Source organism: Streptomyces sp. NPDC045701 (assembly GCF_056432045.1).
Genome location: NZ_JBWKJV010000034.1, coordinates 18,582 through 38,468, shown reverse-complemented (window position 1 = coordinate 38,468; position 19,887 = coordinate 18,582). Strand labels below are relative to the sequence as shown.

General features: G+C 74.3%; 15 protein-coding genes. 4 read left to right on the top strand and 11 right to left on the bottom strand.

Features of this window, described 5'->3' with window-relative positions:
* Window positions 1-233: 233 nt before the first annotated feature.
* The 5 genes from AC07DW_RS26635 to AC07DW_RS26615 form a co-directional block, all read right to left on the bottom strand.
* The gene (locus AC07DW_RS26635) at window positions 234-1,175 is read right to left on the bottom strand and encodes a FadR/GntR family transcriptional regulator (protein ID WP_478860226.1); all 942 of its coding nucleotides are present in this window, start codon (window positions 1,173-1,175) and stop codon (window positions 234-236) included.
* Window positions 1,176-1,314: 139 nt separating this feature from the next.
* Window positions 1,315-3,198 carry an ATP-binding cassette domain-containing protein gene (locus tag AC07DW_RS26630; protein ID WP_478860225.1) on the bottom strand — a complete coding sequence of 628 codons (1,884 nt, stop codon included), beginning with the start codon at window positions 3,196-3,198 and terminating at the stop codon, window positions 1,315-1,317.
* Between the two features lie 108 nt (window positions 3,199-3,306).
* Window positions 3,307-4,077: an NUDIX hydrolase gene (locus tag AC07DW_RS26625; protein WP_478860224.1), complete on the bottom strand. Its 771-nt coding sequence runs from the start codon at window positions 4,075-4,077 to the stop codon at window positions 3,307-3,309.
* A gap of 118 nt (window positions 4,078-4,195) precedes the next feature.
* A complete protein-coding gene (locus AC07DW_RS26620) occupies window positions 4,196-6,235 on the bottom strand; it encodes a glycogen debranching N-terminal domain-containing protein (protein ID WP_478860223.1) in 2,040 nt (679 codons plus the stop codon).
* A 115-nt stretch (window positions 6,236-6,350) separates the two neighbouring features.
* Window positions 6,351-7,721 carry a DUF4192 domain-containing protein gene (locus AC07DW_RS26615; protein WP_478860222.1) on the bottom strand — a complete coding sequence of 457 codons (1,371 nt, stop codon included), beginning with the start codon at window positions 7,719-7,721 and terminating at the stop codon, window positions 6,351-6,353.
* Window positions 7,722-7,923: 202 nt separating this feature from the next.
* Here AC07DW_RS26615 and AC07DW_RS26610 point away from each other — a divergent pair, with 202 nt between their 5' ends.
* Complete coding sequence (locus tag AC07DW_RS26610; protein ID WP_478860221.1) at window positions 7,924-10,104, top strand: RecQ family ATP-dependent DNA helicase; 2,181 nt, start codon at window positions 7,924-7,926, stop codon at window positions 10,102-10,104.
* Window positions 10,105-10,320: 216 nt separating this feature from the next.
* Window positions 10,321-10,950, top strand: coding sequence for a hypothetical protein (locus AC07DW_RS26605; RefSeq protein WP_478860220.1), 630 nt, complete (start codon window positions 10,321-10,323; stop codon window positions 10,948-10,950).
* Between the two features lie 374 nt (window positions 10,951-11,324).
* On the opposite strand, the gene AC07DW_RS26600 is transcribed toward AC07DW_RS26605, so the two are convergent.
* The 6 genes from AC07DW_RS26600 to AC07DW_RS26575 form a co-directional block, all read right to left on the bottom strand.
* Window positions 11,325-11,969: a hypothetical protein gene (locus tag AC07DW_RS26600; protein WP_478860219.1), complete on the bottom strand. Its 645-nt coding sequence runs from the start codon at window positions 11,967-11,969 to the stop codon at window positions 11,325-11,327.
* A 128-nt stretch (window positions 11,970-12,097) separates the two neighbouring features.
* Entirely contained in the window at window positions 12,098-12,808 is a 711-nt protein-coding gene (locus tag AC07DW_RS26595) for a ribonuclease HII (RefSeq protein WP_478860218.1), read from the bottom strand.
* A gap of 646 nt (window positions 12,809-13,454) precedes the next feature.
* A complete protein-coding gene (locus AC07DW_RS26590) occupies window positions 13,455-15,212 on the bottom strand; it encodes a DUF4153 domain-containing protein (protein ID WP_478860217.1) in 1,758 nt (585 codons plus the stop codon).
* A gap of 565 nt (window positions 15,213-15,777) precedes the next feature.
* The gene (locus AC07DW_RS26585) at window positions 15,778-16,692 is read right to left on the bottom strand and encodes an ADP-ribosylglycohydrolase family protein (protein WP_478860216.1); all 915 of its coding nucleotides are present in this window, start codon (window positions 16,690-16,692) and stop codon (window positions 15,778-15,780) included.
* 12 nt (window positions 16,693-16,704) lie between these two features.
* Complete coding sequence (locus AC07DW_RS26580; RefSeq protein ID WP_478860215.1) at window positions 16,705-17,364, bottom strand: histidine phosphatase family protein; 660 nt, start codon at window positions 17,362-17,364, stop codon at window positions 16,705-16,707.
* A gap of 155 nt (window positions 17,365-17,519) precedes the next feature.
* Entirely contained in the window at window positions 17,520-18,125 is a 606-nt protein-coding gene (locus AC07DW_RS26575; RefSeq protein ID WP_478860214.1) for a YdbC family protein, read from the bottom strand.
* 119 nt (window positions 18,126-18,244) lie between these two features.
* Between AC07DW_RS26575 and AC07DW_RS26570 the strand changes: the two genes are divergently transcribed.
* Complete coding sequence (locus tag AC07DW_RS26570; RefSeq protein WP_478860213.1) at window positions 18,245-19,204, top strand: DUF1152 domain-containing protein; 960 nt, start codon at window positions 18,245-18,247, stop codon at window positions 19,202-19,204.
* 73 nt (window positions 19,205-19,277) lie between these two features.
* Window positions 19,278-19,808, top strand: coding sequence for a TerD family protein (locus tag AC07DW_RS26565; protein WP_478860212.1), 531 nt, complete (start codon window positions 19,278-19,280; stop codon window positions 19,806-19,808).
* The last annotated feature ends 79 nt before the right edge of the window (window positions 19,809-19,887 follow it).

The following is a 19,887-nucleotide window of genomic DNA, read 5'->3' as shown; positions in this document are numbered from 1 at the left end:
CGAGGAGCGTTACGCCCAATCCGCGTGGCCCGAGTCACACCCCGTATGCATCCAAATACCCCCAGACCAGGAGGTCACCCCCTATCGCGCCACCGAATCCCCTGTTCCGGGGCCCGCCACCAGTCGTCCGGCGAGGGCCTTCCAGGCCCGCCGGGCTCCCGGGACGGTGCCCGGGGCCCGGCGACACACGCCGGGTACGCGAGGGTGAGCGCGCCGTGGGACCGTGGGGCGGCTCAGTGCTCGCGCGGCGCGGGAACGACCCGCTCCACCTCGGGGTGCACCGTCAGCAGTTGGCGCATGGCGGCCTCGGCGGCCGGACCGTCGCCGGCGGCCAGGGCGTCGACGATGCGCGCGTGGTGGGCGACGCAGGGCTCGCTGGGGCGGTCACAGCTGATCGTCGGCGAGCCGGACACCTGAAGGGCCGCCGAGACGATGCCGGAGAGGTGCTCGAGCATCCGGTTGCCGGCGAGCTGGATCAGCAGGTTGTGGAATTCGGCGTCGGCGCGGGAGAAAGTGATCGCGTCACCCTGCGCCAGGGCGTGGCCCATGATCTCGACCATGTCGCCCAGACGCTGCTGGACGTCCTCACGCCCATGGCCCGCCGCCAGGCGCGCCGCCAGCGGCTCGATCGTCCAGCGCAGTTCGCCGAGCTCCCGGCGCTGATCATCACGCTGGGGGCCGAACGCCCGCCATTCGATGATGTCGGGGTCGAGCAGATTCCAGTCGCTGACCGGCCGGACCCGGGTGCCGACGTTCGGGCGGGCGCTGACCAGGCCCTTGGCCTCGAGGACGCGGAGCGACTCGCGCACCACGGTGCGGGACACCTCGAACCGCTGGCCGATTTCCTCGGGTACGAGCGGCCGGTCGGCGCCGAGGTCGCCGGAGACGATCATCTGACCGAGCTGCTGGACGAGTTGGCCGTGCAATCCGCGGCCGCGACTGCCGCCCGCCCGCCGGCCCACCCGGCCCAGCTCCGTGTCGGCGCCGTCCCAGGAGGAAGGCCTGACGCGGTCGGCGACGGGGGCCTCCGGGTAGGCGTAGCGGTCCAGTCCGCCCGGGGCCGTGAGGCCGGTCTCCACGGGGCGGGCGGCGGTCATCATGGTGTGCGCAAGGGTACTCACGCATCCTTTGTCGGCGTCGCTTCCACGTCCCTTGAGGTCTTTGGTGAAAAGCACACGAAAGGGTGATCGGCGCTCGCTCTTCAATTGACGCCTTATCGGAAGGAACCGGGCAATTTCCAAGTGAGTTGTGACCGTTTGCCGCGCTGCGGTCACCGCACGGTCACTGCCTGTTCACCCTCGGCCGCGCAACGGGCTACCAACGTGCCCGGCGGCGCAATCCGGTGAACAGATAAGCGCACGTAAGGGCGGTGACCGACAACACCAGCGCGGTGCCCACCGGTTGAGCGATCACCCGCGCCACGGCCAGGAGCCAGCGGTCCGCCTCGAGGGGCCACTGCGTCCAGGACAGTTCGCGCAGCCGGGCGGGAAGCCCCGTGACGGAGCGCACCGACGGCCCCGCCAGCGCCTTCTGCACCAGGGGCGCGACGATCACAGGCACGGCGAGCACGGCGGCGACTCCCGCCAGGGTCGCCCGGAAGACCCCGGCCGCCAGGAGGCCGGCCCAGGCGCAGCCGACCGACAGGCCGGCCCAACCGGCACAGAGGCCCGGCCAGTTCTCCGGCACGGGGATCGCGTCGCCGCCGTAGAGGAGGCGGAGCGCCCCCAGGCCGGCGGCCGGGACCAGGAGAGCGAGCAGCAGGGCGGCGCCTGCGGTGACGGCGAGCTTGGCGAGGAGCAGGCCCAGGCGGCGCGGGACGGTGCCCGCGCCGGAGGAGAGGACGGGGTAGCGGTATTCGTCGCCGAACGACAGCGCGCCCAGCAGGCCGGCCCCCAGGGCGGCGGGCGGCAGCGGGAGGAGGCCGGGCCAGGCGGCCAGCACGGCGGGCAGAGGGGTACTGCCGGAGCGGGCGAGGAACGCGGCGAGGACGATGGACGTGACGAGGACCGCGGCGGCGATCAGGCGGGCGGTGGGCACTCCGAGCAGGCGGCACAGCTCGTACCGGAGCGGGCGCAGGGGACTTCGGACGGGCCTCACGGCGAGCGGCGGCGGGAGCGGGCGGGGCGGCCGGCGGGGTTCGGGGTGGGGTTCCGGGTCCGGGGCCGGGTGGGGGTCCGGACCCGGGTGGGGGTGCCGGTCCGGGCGGGGGTGCGGCGCTTCGGCCGTGGGACGGGGGGCCGGTGGGGGTACGGGGGCGGGCTCGATCGCCTGCGCGGGGGTGGAGGCGCTGGTGGAGGTGGGTGGGGACGCCGGTGTCGGTTCCGGGGCCGTGTCGCCGATCTCGTCGGCGAGTTGGTGCAGGAGGACGCCGTGCCGGAAGGCGGTCTCCCCGATCTCGGCGCAGTCACTGCCGTAGACGCACAGCCGGTTGCCCTCCTCGGCGACCACTTCGACGGAGCGCTGCGCGGCGCGCGCCTCCCGGCTGACCAGGGCGGCGAGGCGGGCTGCGTGGGGTGTGCGGACGGCGACGCGGGGCCGCAGCCTGGTGCGGGCGAACACGGCCGCGTCCTGGTCGGCGACCAGCCTGCCCCCGCTGATCGTGACCACGTGGTCCGCCGTGCGGGCGGCCTCCTTGGGGTCGACGGTGGTGTAGAGCACGGTGCCGCCGTGGGCGGCGTGGGCCCGCAGCAGGCCGAACAGCCAGCTGTTCTCGCGGGGGGAGAGGCCCGTGGCCGGCGCGTCGAGCAGGAGGGTGTGCGGGTCGCCCAACAGGGCGGCGGCGATGCCGAGTCGGCGTTCCATTCCGAGGGAGAGGGTCCCGAGCCGCTCGTCGCGCAGACCGGCGAGACCGACGATGTCCAGCATGGCGTCGGCGCGGGAGGCGGGTACGCCCGCGGCCGCGCACAGCATGCGCAGCTGACCGCGGCAGGTTCTCGCGGGGTGGCCGGGCACGTCACCGAGGAGTACGCCGACCTCGCGGGCGGGGTGGGCGATGCGATGGAGGGGGCGGCCGCGGAAGTAGGTGACCCCTCGGCCCGGTTCGCGTTCGAGCATCATGCGCAGGGCGGTGGTCTTGCCCGAGCCGGGGGCGCCGAGCAGTGCGGTGACACTGCCCGGCCGGGCCTCGAAGGTCAGATCGTCCACGGCGGGCGGACGGTCACGGCGGGGAGTGCTGGTCAGTCCGATTGCCTGGAGCATCGCTTCTCCCGCGGTAGAGGAAACCGCTCGGCGGCAGGGCGGGTACCGCAGCAAGATAACGCGATATTTCGGACTTTTGGTGCAGGGTTGGGGGTTGGCGGCCGGGTGTCAGACCTCGGGGCGCAGCATCGGGGGGTTGAGCAGGGTCGCGCCTCCGGCCCGGAAGAGCTGGGCGGGCCGGCCTCCCTGACGCGTCGTGGTGCCGCCCGAGGGGACCAGGAAGCCGGGTGTACCCGTCACCTTGCGGTGGAAGTTGCGCGGGTCGAGCGCGACTCCCCACACCGCTTCGTAGACCCGGCGCAGCTCGCCGACCGTGAACTCGGGCGGGCAGAAGGCGGTGGCCAGCGACGAGTACTCGATCTTCGACCGGGCGCGCTCCACCCCGTCGGCGAGGATGCGGGCGTGGTCGAAGGCGAGCGGCGCGGGCTGCTCGTCCTCGCGGCCGAACCCGCCTTCCTGGTCGAGAAGCTCGTCGACGGGTGCCCAGCGGGCGCTGTTGGCGTCGCCGCCCGCGCGCGGCGCGGGGAGGTCGGGGGCGAGCACCAGGTGGGCGACGCTGACGACCCGCATGCGGGGATCCCGCCGGGGGTCCCCGTAGGTGGCGAGCTGTTCGAGGTGGGCGCCCTTGCCGGCCTCGGGCAGGGGGGTGCCCGGGTCGTGGGCGCACAGGCCCGTCTCCTCGACCAGTTCGCGAGCCGCCGCCGCGCCCAGGTCCTCGTCCGGTCGCACGAACCCGCCCGGCAGTGCCCAGCGCCCCTGGAACGGCGGCTCCCCACGGCGTACGACCAGTGCGCACAGGGCGTGGCGGCGAACCGTGAGCACCACCAGGTCGACGGTCACGGCGAAGGGCGGAAAGGCCGACGGGTCGTAGGGCGACATGCCGCGATCATAGTCGTCTTCCTGACGATAAACACCTCCTCCGGCGTCTCCGGCGGGCACTTCCCGCTCCGTGCCGGCAGGCCCGGCGCCGGGTTCCGTCCATGCGGCGCACACCGGGTCACACGCCCAGCTGGAGACCGGCGGCGGCCTCCTCGACCATGCCCAGCCCCAGCCTGCTGACCCGTACGGCGAAGGGGGCGCCCGCCACGCACAGCCCGGCGAGCCGGACCGCTCCCAGCGGGGCACCGCGCATCGGGTACAGCGCCACCGTGTGCGCCGGTACGTCGGGGCGGACCCCGGCCACCGTGGTGAGGAGGTGGACGCCGGCGGCCGAGGCCACCGCGGCGGGGCGGCAGGCGGCGGGGTGCGGCACGGGCTTGCTGCCGGTCGTCCGCTGGTCGCCCGCGTACATCTCGGGCAGCCGGTACCCGAAGTCCTCGGCGGCGTCGAGCAGGCCGCACAACAGGGACGTGGCCTCCCTCTCGTACCCAGCGGCGGCCAGACCGGCGACGGCGACGGCCGTCTCATGGACCCGGACCGCCCCCGAGCGGTGCCCGAAGGGGTTGTGCGCCGGTTCCCTGGCGCCGAGGCTGCGCAGGCCCCATCCGGTGTCCATGGCGGGGCTCCCGAGCAGTCGGGCCAGCTGCTCGGTCTGCACCTTGTCGAGCAGGCCGTCGGCGAACCGGCCGCCGCCGAGGAGTCCGGTGTCCAGAAGGTGCGCGGCGCCACCGCCCAGGTACGGCAGGGGGCGACCCGCCGGCGTGCGGGCGGCCGCGGGACGGCCACCGGTGTGGTCGGCGAGCCAGAACCGCTCCCGGAAGCCCTCTCGCAGGGCGTGGGCCCAGTCCCGCCAGTGGTCGGCGCCGGGGCGCCCGCACGCCTCCAGCAGGTCGGCACCGAGGACGGCGGCCCGGTGGGCGTGGGCCTGCGTCTCGGCGCGCTGGAGCCCCGCGGGGCCGGGCTCACGCAGCAGGCCGCTCTCTCCGGCGGTGGTGCGCAGCCAGTGGAGGCACCGCTCGGCGGCCGGGAGCAGCTCCGCGAGGTCCTGCTCCGGCAGGCCCCAGCGCCGGGCCTCCGCCAGCACGACGGGAAAGGCGAGCGTCGCCTCGGTGCCCGTGCAGCTGGGCGGCAGGTGGGGGCCGGTGTCGCGCATCGGCCCGGGGATGCGGCCGGCACCCGGGACGGGGCCGGGGAGCATGGTGCGGGCGAGGGCCCGCAGGGTGCCCGCGGCGAGCCGGGTACCGAGGGGAAGGGCCATCCGGGCGGCCCACAGCGCCTCCGCGGGGGCCGGACCGCAGCGCCACGGCACGCCCGCCGCAGGATGGAGGTCGGCCGGGTGGGCCGGATCGCGGACCAGCAGGGCCCGTAGATCGTCGAGGCCCGCCCGCAGGAGCCTCTCGACGCGCGGATCGTCGCCTTCGGCGCGTGCCTCGCTGAGGGTGCGTACCCGTGTCCGGCCCGGGGGGCGGGCGCTGTGGGAGGCGAGGACCCGCACGTCGATGGCGATGGTGCGGGCGGCGCCGGGGCGGAGCTCCAGCTCCCAGCGCAGGAGCCCGGTGGAGGCCAGGGTGTCCTTGGGCGGCGGGTCGGCGGTGACGGTCGCGTGACCGCCGTCGGGGGCCGACCAGCGCAGGCCCGAGTCATGGACCGTGGCACGCGGTTCGGGCGTGGGGCGGCCGGACGCGACGGCGCCCAGGTCGGCGAGGTCGCTGCCCAGGGAGATCTCGACGGGCAGCCGGACGGTGCGCCCCAGCGAGCTGCGGAACGTGATCCGCTCGGTCCCGTCGGCGTCACGGAGCCGTTCGACGGTGACACCCGGGTCGGGGCCGGGGTCGGCCGGTGTGCGCACCACCGCGAGGAACCGGGCGCGGTCGGCGGAGAGGAGCCGCCCCTGCACGGTGACCGGGTCCCGCCCCGCCACCCGCAGATGGCAGCGGGAGAGGACCCGGCGGCCCGAGTGATAGACGCCTTCGAGACCTTGGCCGGTGAGCTGGCCGTCCCGCGAGGAGACGGCGAAGGACGGCAGGGCGACGCAGACCAGTGCGTCGTGGACGGCCGGCAGTTCGCCCGGGCCCCCGGGGACCGGAGGTGCCGGTCCGGTGGCCGACGGCCGTCGGAACGGCGGGGCGGTGGGCCGGGTGGAGACGGTGAGGTCCATGGGTGGGGTGCTGAGCCTTCTGTGCGCTCCGGACAGCCGCTGGAGGTACGACGGCACGGGTCGGGCGACTCCGCCACTGAGGGGAACGGCGGCACCGGCGTCATGGTCACGGCCGTCATCGTCCGCTCCTGCTGCCGCGCCCTCCGCTCCGGCGGACCGCGCCGGTGCGGGCACGGGCCACGGCGCCTTCCGGCCCGGCGATGCCACGCGGGGCGGCCGAGACGCCCTTCCCGGTGGCCGGCCGCGCCGTCCGGCGCCTCGTGCGCCGGCCCGGCGGACGCGCACCGGGCACACCCCTCCCCCGGGAGCCCGCCCGCGCGCCGGAGCCGGCCCGCGCCTCGGCGGCGGCCCGCGCGTCGCGTTCGTCCCGGAGGCAGCGGCGGAGCGACTCCGGGTCCAGTGCCTCGTTGCACGCCTGGTGCAGGAGCCTGGCGAAGACGTACTCCGGGTCGGCCTCCAGCGCGAGCCCCAGCGCCACCCGGGCACCGGGCTCGTCACCGGTCGACCAGGAGACCCAGCCGGCGAGCGTCAGCGGTGCGGCGGAGTGCTCGACGTAGGCCCCCACACAGCGGCGGGCCAGTGCGCGCCAGAGCCGCAGGGCGGGTGCGGCGTCGGGGCCCTCCATCCACTCCGCGGCCCGGTCGCGGGTCTCCCGGTCCTGAAGCCCGAGGACGACCGCGGCTGCCTCGTCGTGGCCGAGCAGCGCGTCGTCCTGGGCGTCGGCCTGCGCCGGGTCCATGACCCGCGGGGCGTCCGCGAGGCGCCGCACGAGCTCCTCCGCCAGCCGGATCGTCTCGACGCGCACCGTCTCGCGCCCGGCCGCGTCGAGGATCCTGGGCACCAGGGCGGCACCGGCGCGGTCGAGTGCCCGCAGCTGGGCGGCCGTGCCGGTCGCCTCGTACGGCCACGGTCGCAGCCGCGCCTCCATGTCGCGCAGCGAGCCTCGTACCTGGATCCCGGCGTACGCGGCTGCCGCCGCCATCACCGACGTACCGGCCAGGGCCAGGGGGTTGCCCTCGGACGGGCAGCAACGGGTGTCGGGGCAGCAGTAGGACCAGAAGCGGCCGTCGGAGATGCAGAGCGCCTCGTACACCGGCACGTCGAGCGTGCCGCAGGCCGTGCGCAACCGCTGGGCGAGCGGACGCAGCCGCTCCATGACCCCGCGGCCGGTCTCGCCCTCCGCCGGGTCCTGGCACAGGAAGACGACGATGCCGTCGGGACGTGCGCCGCGCCGCTCACAGCCCTCGACGAGACATTCGGCGAGCTGCTCGGCGACGGCCGTCCACTCCCGCGGCGAGCGCGGGATGCCGAGCCTCAGCCGGCCCCCGAAGCGGCCGCGGTCGCCGTGGAGCGCGACCATCACGATCGAGTCGGTCGGGTGATAACCCATCATGTACGGCAGCGCGTCCGCCAGTTCGGCGGGGCCGCGCAGGGTGATCTGCTGCTGGTCGTCGGTGGGACCGGTGGTGTCGCGGTGCTTGTTCATGGCCACGACGGTCCCGCGAACGACGCCGGCCGTCGACCCCTGTGGATAACCGTGGAACAGCGCCGATCGGCGTCGTCCACAGGCCGGGCCGTCCACTCGCGGCCGGAGCCGCCGGCTGGTATACGCGCCTGGTGCGGGCGCGGCGAACCGCTGCCCGGCCGCTGGTTCGCCGGTTGTCAGACCTGTGCTGTTGCATGGAGTCATGGAGCACACGAGCAACGCAGGATCCAGCACCCTTCGCGCCGCCGCCGATGCCGTGCTCGCCCGTCTCGTCGGGGACGGCAGCGGTACCGCACGGCTGCGGGAGGACCAGTGGCGTGCGATCGAGGCACTGGTCGCCGAGAAGCGGCGAGCGCTGGTCGTCCAGCGCACCGGCTGGGGCAAGTCGGCCGTGTACTTCGTGGCGACCTCGCTGCTGCGCGAACGGGGCAGCGGCCCGACCGTGATCGTCTCACCGCTGCTCGCGCTCATGCGCAACCAGGTGGAGGCGGCGGCCCGGGCGGGCATCCGCGCCCGGACGATCAACTCGTCCAACACCGAGGAGTGGGAGACCATCCAGCAGGAGGTGACCGACGGCACGGTGGACGTGCTGCTGGTCAGCCCCGAGCGGCTCAACAACCCGGACTTCCGCGACCAGGTCCTGCCTCGGCTCGCCGCGGCCACCGGCCTGCTGGTGGTCGACGAGGCGCACTGCATCTCCGACTGGGGCCACGACTTCCGGCCCGACTACCGGCGGCTGCGCACCATGCTCGCCGAGCTGCCGCCCGGGGTGCCCGTCCTGGCCACCACCGCCACGGCCAACGCCCGGGTGACCGCGGACGTCGCCGAACAACTGGGCACGGGGGCCGGCACGGACGCGCTGGTGCTGCGCGGCCCACTGGACCGGGAGAGCCTGAGCCTCGGGGTGCTCCGGCTGCCGGACGCGGCGCACCGGCTGGCCTGGCTGGCCGACCATCTCGGCGAGCTTCCCGGCTCGGGGATCATCTACACGCTCACGGTCGCCGCCGCCGAGGAGGTGACCGCCCATCTGCGCCAGTGCGGTCACACCGTGGCCTCGTACACCGGCCGCACCGAGAACGCGGACCGTCAGCAGGCCGAGGAGGACCTGCTGGCCAACCGGGTCAAGGCGCTGGTGGCGACCTCGGCGCTCGGCATGGGCTTCGACAAGCCGGACCTGGGCTTCGTCGTGCACCTCGGCTCTCCCTCCTCCCCCATCGCCTACTACCAGCAGGTGGGCCGCGCGGGGCGCGGGGTGGAGCACGCGGAGGTGCTGCTGCTGCCGGGCAAGGAGGACGAGGCGATCTGGCAGTACTTCGCCTCGGTGGCCTTCCCGCCGGAGGAGCAGGTGCGCCGCACCATCGACGTGCTGGCGCACTCCGACCGGCCGCTGTCCCTGCCCGCCCTGGAGCCGCTGGTGGACCTGCGCCGCACGCGCCTGGAGACGATGCTCAAGGTCCTCGACGTCGACGGTGCGGTGCGCCGGGTGAAGGGCGGCTGGACCGCCACCGGGCAGCCCTGGTCGTACGACTCCGAGCGGTACGCGTGGGTGGCGCGGCAGCGGGAAGCCGAGCAGCAGGCGATGCGTGACTACGCGTCGGCGACCACGTGCCGTATGGAGTTCCTGCGGCGGCAGCTGGACGACGAGGAGGCGGCACCGTGCGGGCGCTGCGACAACTGCTCGGGGCCCCGGTTCGACGCGAAGGTGTCGGCCGTGGCGCTGGACGCCGCGCGCGGTGAGCTGGGCCGCCCCGGTGTGGAGGTCGAACCGCGCAAGATGTGGCCGACCGGGCTGCCGGCCGCCGGGGTGGACCTCAAGGGCCGGATCCCCGCCGGTGAGCAGTCCTTCCCGGGGCGGGCGCTGGGACGCCTTTCCGACATCGGCTGGGGCAACCGGCTGCGGCCGATGCTGGCGGCGGGGGCCGCGGACGGACCTGTGCCGGACGACGTGGTGGAGGCCGTGGTGCGGGTTCTGGCCGACTGGGCCAGGGGCCCCGGTGGCTGGGCGTCCGGAGCTCCGGACGCGCCGCCCCGTCCGGCGGGGGTCGTCATGGTCGCCTCGCACAGCAGGCCGCAGCTGGTGGGCTCACTGGGTCGCCGGATCGCGGAGGTGGGCAGGATGCCGCTGCTGGGTTCCGTCGAGTACGTACCGGAGGCCGCGGACGCCCGGATCTCCCGGACCAACAGCGCGCAACGGGTCCTGGGCCTGCACCGGGCCCTAGCCGTGCCGCCCGCGCTCGCCCGGGAGTTGGCCTCGGCCGGCGGTCCGGTGCTCCTGGTGGACGACCTCTCGGACAGCGGCTGGACGCTCGCGGTCGCCGCACGGCTGCTGCGACGGGCCGGGGCGGACGGAGTGTTTCCGCTGGTCCTCGCCGTTCAAGGGTGACAGGACGAGTCATCCTCCGACGATGGGGAAGGATATGAGTGTCATACCAACCCATACCCGGCAGCAGCCTCAATTGCTCGTTGCCGCTTGCCCGTTCCGCCAGCAAGAATTGGAATCCGCTCCCCGCACGGCCCGTTCGCGGTCCGGAAGGGCTGTGCCGGTGCGTCCCTCACTCGACCCTGCCCGCTCTGTGGGCGCGTATGCGAAGGGAGGACCGTGACCTTCGGATTCGCTTCGTCCGCAGCCACCTCGATCAGCACGCCCGCCGACTCCGCCAGCCGCCTGGCCCGCATGCTCGAACCCGCCGAGTGGGCAGCGGCCGGCATCCCGCTGCTGCGCAACCCGCGGGAGGTCGTCAGCGGCCTGCACGCCCGCCACCGCCCGACGCCCACCACCGCTGTCGTCGCCGTCCTCGATCATGAGGAACGGCTGGCGGCCAGCGCCTCCTTCACACGCCGTGCCGTGCCCGCGGACGGCTGGGAGTTCCGCAACGCCCTGCTGGCGCACCTTCGCAGGGTCATCCCGCACGACCTGCGGCGCCGCACCCCGGTGCGCACCGCCGTCCTGTTGTACTGCCGTGACGGGGACGAGCGGTGGACGGAGGAGGACGGCGCCTGGATGTGGGGGCTGCGGGACGCCTGCACCTTGCACGGGCTGCGCTGCGGGGCGTACATCACGCTGACCCGGGGCGGCTGGCAGGTGCTGGGCGAGGGACGCGGCGGGCGGCGCCCGCATCTGGCGTCGCCTCCCGGCGACCTGGCCGACGCCTCGGCCGACGAGGTCCTCCCGGCCCCGCGCACCGCGAGTGGCGCGGCGGAACCCTTGCGTCGCACCGCGGCCCGCTGACCCGCGCCCCAGGGCGCGGGGCGCGGGGACCGACCGAGCACAGCGGCGGGCGGTCCGCCCCCGGTGGCCGGCCAAGGGGACCGGTAGCCGGGCACCACGGTCGGCGACGGGGCGTCCGGCCGTCGGCCGGGGGTCCGTGAACCGCCGCGCCGCCGGTTCCGGCAGCCCCGGTCCACCGCGGGAACGGTGACGCCGACCGGCACCCCAGCGGTTGCCGCAACCCCGGCCTGACGCAGCGTCAGGCCGGGGTGACGGGCAACGCGAGGCGGCCGGGTCACGGCACGCACCGGCAGCGGCCGCCCGGTCAGCGCGGGGGTACCCGCGAGCACGGGCCCGTTCGCGCACGCACCGCGCGTACCGCTGCCCGGTACGGCTCAGACGCCGGCGCCGAGCACCGGGTTGATCCGCTGAGGGTCACCGCACACGATCAACAGCGCGCTCGCCCGGGCCATGGCCGCCGGCAGGGCGCGGGCGAGGGTGTCGTCGCCGCCGTTGACCGCGACGACCACCACCGGCCGGGCCGACGCGCGCTCCGCGGCGGCCGCGTCCGCGAAGAACACGTCGTCGCGGGCGTCGTGCTGGGCCCAGTAGGCGGCGTCACCGAAGGACAGCTCGTGGGCCGCCCACGGATGCTGGTCGCCGGTGGTCAGAACCAGGATGTCGCCCGGCGCACGGCCGGTCTCGAGCAGCAGGTCGACGGCCTCCTCGGCGGCGTCGAGCGCGCCGTCCGCGGGGGCGGGGATCAGCTGGATCTGCGGCTCGGCCGACGACGGGGGCCGCGGCGCGGAACGATTCTCCGGCCGGGGGGTCGGGGGCTGCGCCGCACCGGTGTGCTGGCGCGGCGACGCCGGCGGCGTGGGCCTGGCCGGGCCGGGGCCGGGACGGCCGGGGCGCGGCGAGGCCGCGTTACGCGGTCCGGGTACGGGTCGGGGGGTCGGCGCGGGGCGGCCGGCGGCCGGAGTGGCGCGGTGACCCTGGGCACTCTCGTGAATCTGAGGCTCCTCGGGGATGAGAGGCATAACGGGATGTTTATCAAACGCCGGTGCGAGTGGCACCAGCGGGTGGCACATACATGCGATGCGTACGGAAGACTCGGGTACGCGACGCTTACCTGTGGTCTGTTGTGCGGCGGAGCGACGCCGGGTGTTCAGAATTCGAAGCCGAGTTGGCCCCCGCTTTCCAGTGCGGCCGCCTCCGCGGAGATACGGACCTTCTTGAGGTGCCGCCACTGGGGCAGCGCGTCGAGGTACGACCAGCTCAACCGGTGGTAAGGCGTGGGACCCCACTCCCGGAGCGCCGCCTTGTGCACGGGCGACGGGTAGCCGGCGTTGGCCCCGAACCCGAAGACGGCGCACTGGGCGGATTCCGACTCCAGTTCGGCCATCATCGCGTCCCGCCGCACCTTGGCGATCACCGAGGCGGCCGCGACCGCGACACAGGACTGGTCGCCCTTGATCACGGTTCGGACCTGCCAGGGACCGCCGAGGTAGTCGTGCTTGCCGTCCAGGATCACCGCGTCGGGGCGCACCGGGAGGGCGTCCAGGGCCCGGATGGCGGCCAGGCGCAGCGCGGCCGTCATCCCGAGCTCGTCGATCTCCTCCGGAGAGGCGTGCCCGAGGGCGTGCGACGTGACCCACTTCTCCAGCTCCTGGGCCAGTTCGGCCCGGCGCTTGGGGCTGATGAGCTTGGAATCGGTCAGTCCGGCGGGTGGCCGGCGCAGACCGGTGACGGCGGCGCAGACCGTGACCGGACCGGCCCACGCTCCGCGTCCGACCTCGTCGACTCCGGCGATGATCTTGGCGCCGGTGGTCGCTCTGAGCGAGCGCTCGACAGTGTGGGTGGGTGGTTCGTACGGCATGGCGCCAGACAGGTTACGCCGCCCGACCCCGCCCGCGATACCCGGATTGCGTTCCTCCCGCCGGGCCGCTCGCCGTGGGGCCGGCCGACGACCGACCGACGGAGCCGCGAGGCGTCTCCCCCGAGGTGGGAGCGGAATCCTCGCGCGGTCGACCGTCTTCGTCACGCCGCCATAGCGACCTTCGCTGCTGCACACCTCGTAGCGATACCCGCCCAGGTTCGGTGCCGTGTCGACGGTGCCTGTCATCAGCCACATCGAGCCCGACGTGGACGAGCCGATCCCCGGACCACCGATGCTTCCGGAGTAGCCGGACAAAGCCCTCGAAAGACCAACCACCACCGAATCGTCGCATTCGTGAATGATCGAGGAACGCACGGAAGCAGGACCTGAAGCACCTGCCGACGCGCATCCGGAAGGCACACCAGGCGGTGACGCCCATCGGATGCCGCCATGGTCGGGCGGCCCGGTCCGACGGCGAACCCCGCACGGCCCCCGTTCCGTTGGCGGCCCCCGGCCCGGCCGGACCAGGCGCGGCCGGGCGGGTGGGGGCCCGGCCCGTCCCCGTACCGGACGGGGCGGAGCTCCACGGGCGCAGCGTGAACCGCAAACCCCGGGCCGCTGCCCGACGGCTGCCGGCCGCCGCCCGCTAGTAGCCGTAGCGGTCGTACTCGTCGACCCCGCCGCCGTACGGGTCGCGCTGCGGCGTGCAGGCGTAGCCGGTGTAGGACACGGCGCGCCGGTCGAGGATTTCGCGGGCCCGCGACTCGGCCAGGCTGACCGCGTACCAGGGGGGTCCTTCCCCGAACACGTCGCCTGCGATCTTGCGGAGGGCACACGACCGCAGGGGCTCGGGGAGCCGGTCGAGGGCGGGTACGGCGTCGGCCGACAGGCCGTCCAGGTAGCCGACGTCGATCTTGCCGGTCGTCTCGTAACGCTGCACGTTCCGCTCCGCGACGAGTCCGTCCGGCGACGCCAGCCCGAAGGCGAGGACACCGGCCGCCGCGCTCACGGCGACGGCGCGAGGCAGGTGCAGCCGACGCGCGCCCACGACACCGGCCGCCATGATCAGCACGAGGACGACACCGAGCCACAGCTCCATGGCGGCCACCGAGACCCGCAGCCGCGTGAGTCCGTACGCATCGACGTACAGGTCCATCCGCCGCAGCGCCGACGCCACCACCACCAGGGTGAGCAGGCAGAGGGTGCCCAGCACCGAGCGGACCAGCGTGCGGTCGCGGGCGCCGCCGCGGGGTGCCCACCGCAGCGCCAGGCCGATGACGGCGATGGTGAGCAGGGTGGCCCAGAGGAGCTGCCAGAAACCCTGACGCGCGTACTCGGCGTAGGTGAGGCCGGTCTGCCTCAGCACCTTCTCGTACCCGCCGAAGAGCACGGTGAGCTGGACGGCGTTGAAGACGGCGAAGAGCAGGTCGAGCACGATGAGCGGAAGCGCCCACTCCAGGCGGGCTCGCGGGCGGCCCGGCCGGGCCTTCAGGCGGTCCCACCGCAGCGGGGCGGCGGCCGTCCGGGCGGCGGCGAGCGCGCCCAGCAGCCCGAGGACGAACAGGAGGGTCCGCCAGGGTCCCTCGGTGACCGACACGTCCGGAGCGAGGGAACCGAGCAGGTCGGCGAAGGCGGCGTCGGCGCCCGCGAAGAGCGCGCCGAACACGACCAGCAGGCCCACGGCCACCGCGACGGTACGCAGCATGGGACCCACGCGCCCCTGGGCGCCGCCGGCCCGCTCTCGCAGTCCGCGCCAGGCCCAGAGCAGGCCGGGGACGATCGAGTCGAAAAGGCCGAAGGGGCTGAAGAGGATGCCGCGCCAGTCGCGGCTCCCGTGCAGGGCGAGCGACCCGAGGCCCAGGGCGGAGACGACGGCGAGGAAGGTGGGCCAGCCGGCGTCGCGGAGGGCGGGCACCGCGAGGAGGGCGAGACCGCCGAGCCCCCAGACCAGCGTCCAGGGCCGGACGCGGCGGCCGGCCGCCACGGCGGCGAAGTAGGCCGTGAGGCTCGCCGGCAGGGCGACCAGCAGCAGGTTCAGTCCGAGGCCGTCACCGAGCAGGAGCGCGCTGAGGACAGCGGTGGCCAGGGCCGACCAGAGGGCGGCCACCGGTACGGGGCCGGGCGGGCGCGGGCGTATGCGGGTCAGCCAGGTGTCGACCGGTGGCGGTGACGAGGGCCGGTACCCCGGCTGAACCGGAGCCTGCGGGCCGGGCGCCGACGCGGGCCCGGACGCGGCTCCCGCACGCGCCCGGGCGTCGGCCGTGGTCGCCGCCGGGGACGCTGTGACCCCTGTGGCCGCTGAGTCTGGTGGCGCCGGGGCCGGTGGGGGCGGCGGGGCCGGGGTTGCGGGTGGCGGCACCGGGGCCGGAGTGGCCGGTAGGGCCGGAGTGGCCGGTGGCGGCACCGGGGCCGGGGCCGGTGGGGGCGACGCAGACGGAGTGGCGGGTGGCGGCGCCGGGACCGGAGTGGGCGCCGGGACCGCTGGGGTCGGCGAGACATGAGGGGTGGCCGAGGCCGTCGGGGCTTCCGGTGGCCGTGAGTCCTCCGGTACCGGCGCGGACGGCTGTGACTGCTCCTGCGGTCGGGGCTGCTGCGCGGCCGGCTGCGACCCGGCGGCCGGCGACGACGGCGTTCCCTGCGTTCCCCGCGACGGCTGCGATTCAGGGGACGGCGATGGCGATGGCAATGGCGTTTCGGACGGCGTGTCTGGCACGGGACCCCCTCCCGACCGGGGCCCGCACACCTCGAAGCGGCAATGCCGTACGGCCCCGGCGTCTGGTCAGCGCGCACTTGTCATGATCAAAGCGGCGGCGTGGCCGACAGGGTAGCCCGGAAACGGTCCCGATCCCGGTCGGCCTCCGCGCTGTGGCAGGACCGTGACACTGACGCCGAAACGCCCACCCACCGCCGAACACGCACCCGCCACCCGAGCGCCCACCGCCGCCGAACGGCGGCCCGGCGGGCAGCCGTCAGCGACCGACCGGTCCGGCGGGCAGCCAGTCGGGCAACGCCTCCGTACGGTCCAGCCACGTGGCGGGCGGTGCCCCGGCCGCCGTCGCGGCCACCACGCCCCCGGCGATGGCGCACGTCGTGTCGACGTCACCGCCCACCTGCGCGGTGGTCCAGAACGCCCGCTCGAAGTCGCCGAGGGCACGGGCGGCGGACCACAGCGCGAACGGGACGGTGTCGTGGGCGCTCGTGCGCCGGCCGCTGCCGAGCACGGCGGCGACCGTCGCCGCGTCGTCGTAGTCGAGCATGTCGCGGGCGCGGCGCAGCCCGGCACCGACCGCGCTGCGGGGCACCAGCGCGACGACTCCGTCGAGCAGGTCCCCCGGCTCGGGCGGTCCGGCCGGGTCGGCCGCGAGGGCGGCGGCGGCCGCGACCGCCATGCAGCCCACGACGGCCTCCCGGTGCTGATGGGTGGTGTACGAGGAGATCTCGGCCTGGTGCGTCGCCTGCTCCGGATCGTCGGCGTACCAGGCGCCCAGCGGGGCGATGCGCATGGCGGCGCCGTTCCCCCAGGATCCCTGCCCCTTGAAGAGGCCGGCGGCCAGTTCCCGCCAGTCGCCGCCCTCCCGGATCAGCCGGAGCATGCGGTTGACCGCGGGCCCGTACCCCCGGTCGAAGTCGTGGTGGTGGGCGAACGACAGGGCGAGGGCGTCCTGGTCGACGCGGCCGTGCTCGGCGAGGACGGCCAGCACCGAGCAGGCCATCTCCGTGTCGTCGGTCCACTGCCAGGGCTCGGGCGGCAGCTCGCGCCGCTTCAGCATCGGATAGTTGGCGGGTACGAAGAACTGGGAGCCCAGGGCGTCTCCCACGGCCAGCCCGCGCAGGCTGGCCAGGGCGCGTTCGAAGCGCCGCTCGGAGGAGGAATCAGCGGTCATCGCCCTGCCACTCTATCCGGTGGTGCCGTACGGCTCGGGGGCTCGCCAGCGCTCGAACGGCCGGTCAAGGGCGTACCGCCCGTCCTCACCGAGGAGAAGCATCCGGGTGTCGCCGTTGCGCGGGTTGGTCAGCGACTCGAAGTCGGCGACCGTCCAGTGGAACCAGCGCATGCAGAAGAGCCTCATCGTCAGGCCGTGCGTGACCAGCAGGACGTTCGGCGGGTGGTCGGGCGCCTCGAAGCTGCGGTGGAGGCTCTCCAGGAACGCCCCGACCCGGTCGTACACGTCCGCCCCCGACTCGCCCTGGGCGAACCGGTAGAAGAAGTGACCGTACGCGCCCCGGTACGCCTTCTGGAGCCGGACGTCGTTCCGGTCCTGCCAGTTCCCCCAGTCCTGCTCGCGCAGCCGCGGCTCCTCCCGGACCCGCACGAGCGCCGGGTCCAGCCGGAACAGCCGGTAGGTCTCGTGGGTGCGACGGTACGGCGAGATGTAGACGCTCACCCGTTCGTCCCCGAACAGGGCCCGCAGCCGCTCGCCCGTCTTCTCGGCCTGGCGCCGTCCCAGGTCGGTGAGGGCCAGCGCGTGGTCGGGCTCGCGTTCGTACACGGTGTCGTCGGCGTTGCCCTCCGATTCGCCGTGCCGTACGAGAACGATGCGCCGCGGTCGTGCCATGTCCCGACCCTAGATCGCCCGCTCCGGCGGGGCCCCACCGGCCCCGTGTCCGGGCGCCATCCGGCGTACCCTCCGGGCCGCCGGCTCCACCCGCCTCACCCACGCGTGGTTCCGCCCCGCCTCACGCGCCCACTCGCGCTGCCCTCCCCGGCGCCTCACACCGTCCACGCGGCTTCGAGGTCCACGACGTCCCCCGTCAGCGCCGCGACGTCCGCCTCGATCTGGGCGCGCAACGCCAGCCGCTCCACCCGCTCCGTGCGGTACTTGCCGTGCTCGGCCGCCGACCGCCACATCGACAGCACCAGGAACTCGTTGCCCGGTGCCTCCCCGAACAGCCCGCGCAGCATGCCCGGCGAACCGGCCATCGCCGGGTTCCACACCTTCTCCTGCATCAGCGCGTAGTGCTCGACCCGGTCCTCGCGGATCCTGCTGTGCGCGACGCGGACGACATCGGCGTCCGTGAACCTTGGCTCGAACCCCGTCTTCACGTCGAAGCGGTGATCGAACAGCTTGACCTGCGTGTCCTTGTACGTGCCCGACTGCGTGGCCGCCAGCCGATCGTGGGAGCGTGCCATGAACGAGTCGTAGAAGGGCCGGCTCTCCCAGAACGAGAACACATGGGCGACACCGGGTCGGCTCCGGCTCCAGCCGCCCCCCTGCCCCCGGAACCCCGGCTCACCCAGCAGCCCCGCCCACTTCCGCTGCCCCCGCTCGAACCCACGACGGTCCACCACGGTGCAGCGAATCCACTTGACCAGCACCGCGCCATCGTACGGCGCCGGGCCCCGCCCCGGTCCCGGTCCCGAGCACGCACCCCCATCGGCCACCGGCCTCGCACGAACACCCGTTCCCGGATCGATCGCCCCGGCACAATGACCGGATGACCGCGCTGCACCTGAACCCGCTCTTCGCACGCCTCGAATCCGCCGAACGCGTCCTCGTGGCGGGCGCCGGGGGCGGCTTCGACATCTACGCGGGCCTCCCGCTGGCCCTGTCGCTGCGCCACCAGGGCAAGGAGGTCCACCTCGCCAACCTGGCGTTCAGCTCGATCGAGGGCCTCCCCCCCGACTCCTGGCTCGCGCCGGACGTCGCGGTCGTCACCCCCGGTTCGGCGCCGCACCAGACGTACTTCCCGGAGCGCACCCTCGCCCAGTGGCTCGCGCTCCACAACCTCCCCAGCACCGTCCACGCCTTCGCCCGCGTCGGGGTACAGCCGCTGCGTGCGGCGTACCGGGCGCTGATCGAGCACTACGCCATCGACGCGGTCGTCCTGGTCGACGGCGGGACCGACATCCTCATGCGGGGTGACGAGTCCGGGCTCGGTACCCCGGAGGAGGACCTGACCAGTGTCGCCGCGCTCGCCGGCCTGGAGGTGCCGGAGCGTCTCGTCGCCTCGATCGGCTTCGGCGTCGACGCGTACCACGGCGTCAGCCACGGCCTGGTCCTGGAGAACATCGCCGCCCTGGAGCGGGACGGCGCCTACCTGGGCGCCTTCTCCGTGCCGCGCGCGACCCGTGAGGGTGCTCTCTTCGTGGACGCGGTCGCCCACGCCCGTAGTCGTACGCCCGATTTCCCGAGCATCGTCAACGGTTCCATAGCGGCCGCCGTCGAGGGCTCTTTCGGGGACGTTCGGTTCACGTCCCGTACCCGGGGCAGTGAGCTGTTCGTCAACCCGCTCATGGGCATCTACTTCGTCTTCGAGCTGGCGGGCGTGGCCCGCCGCTGCCTGTATCTGGACCGTATCGAGGACACGCATCTCATCCGCCAGGTCGGCAGCCGCATCGAGGCCTTCCGGGACGAGCTGCCGCGGCAGCGACCCGCACGACGGATCCCGCACTGACCGCGCGTGACACCATGGGCAAGCAGCCGTGTGCGACGGGCAGTTGACCGCCCGTACGAGAGAGGGGTATCCCGTGAGCAGTGCCAACAAGGGGGTCGGCAAGGTCGAGGTGACACTCAAGTGGGATCCGAGCCCGGCCGGATCCCCCGATCGTGACCTCGACATCATCGCCGCCGTCTACCGGGCCGAGGAGCCCCATGGCGCGCCCGCCTACCTGGTGCATTTCGGCAGCCGTTCCCCGGACGGGACCATCACCCTCCAGAGGGAGAGCCGCAACGGTCAGGGCTTCGGTTTCGACGAGGCCATGACGCTGGAGCTGAACCGACTGTCCCCCGCCTACGCGCGCGTGATGGTGGGCGTGGCCATACAGCAGGGCGGCGGCCGCACCACGTTCGGCGAGGTAGCGAACGCCCTGGTCCTCGTGAAGGAGGGCTACCGGGAGCTGGACCGCTACGACTTCGCCGATCTCGGCGACGCCACTGCCGTGACGGTGGCGGAGTTCCTCCGTGACGGTACGGGGGGCTGGGGCTGGCGCCGTGCCGTCCGGGGCTTCGACGCCGACCCGCAGTCGTTCACCCGGCTCATGGGCTCGGAACCGGCCTGATCCGGCCTGAGCCCCCGGCCCGACCTGGCGGCCTGATCCGGCCGGACGCACCGAGCGGAACGGGAGGACCGGATGTCCC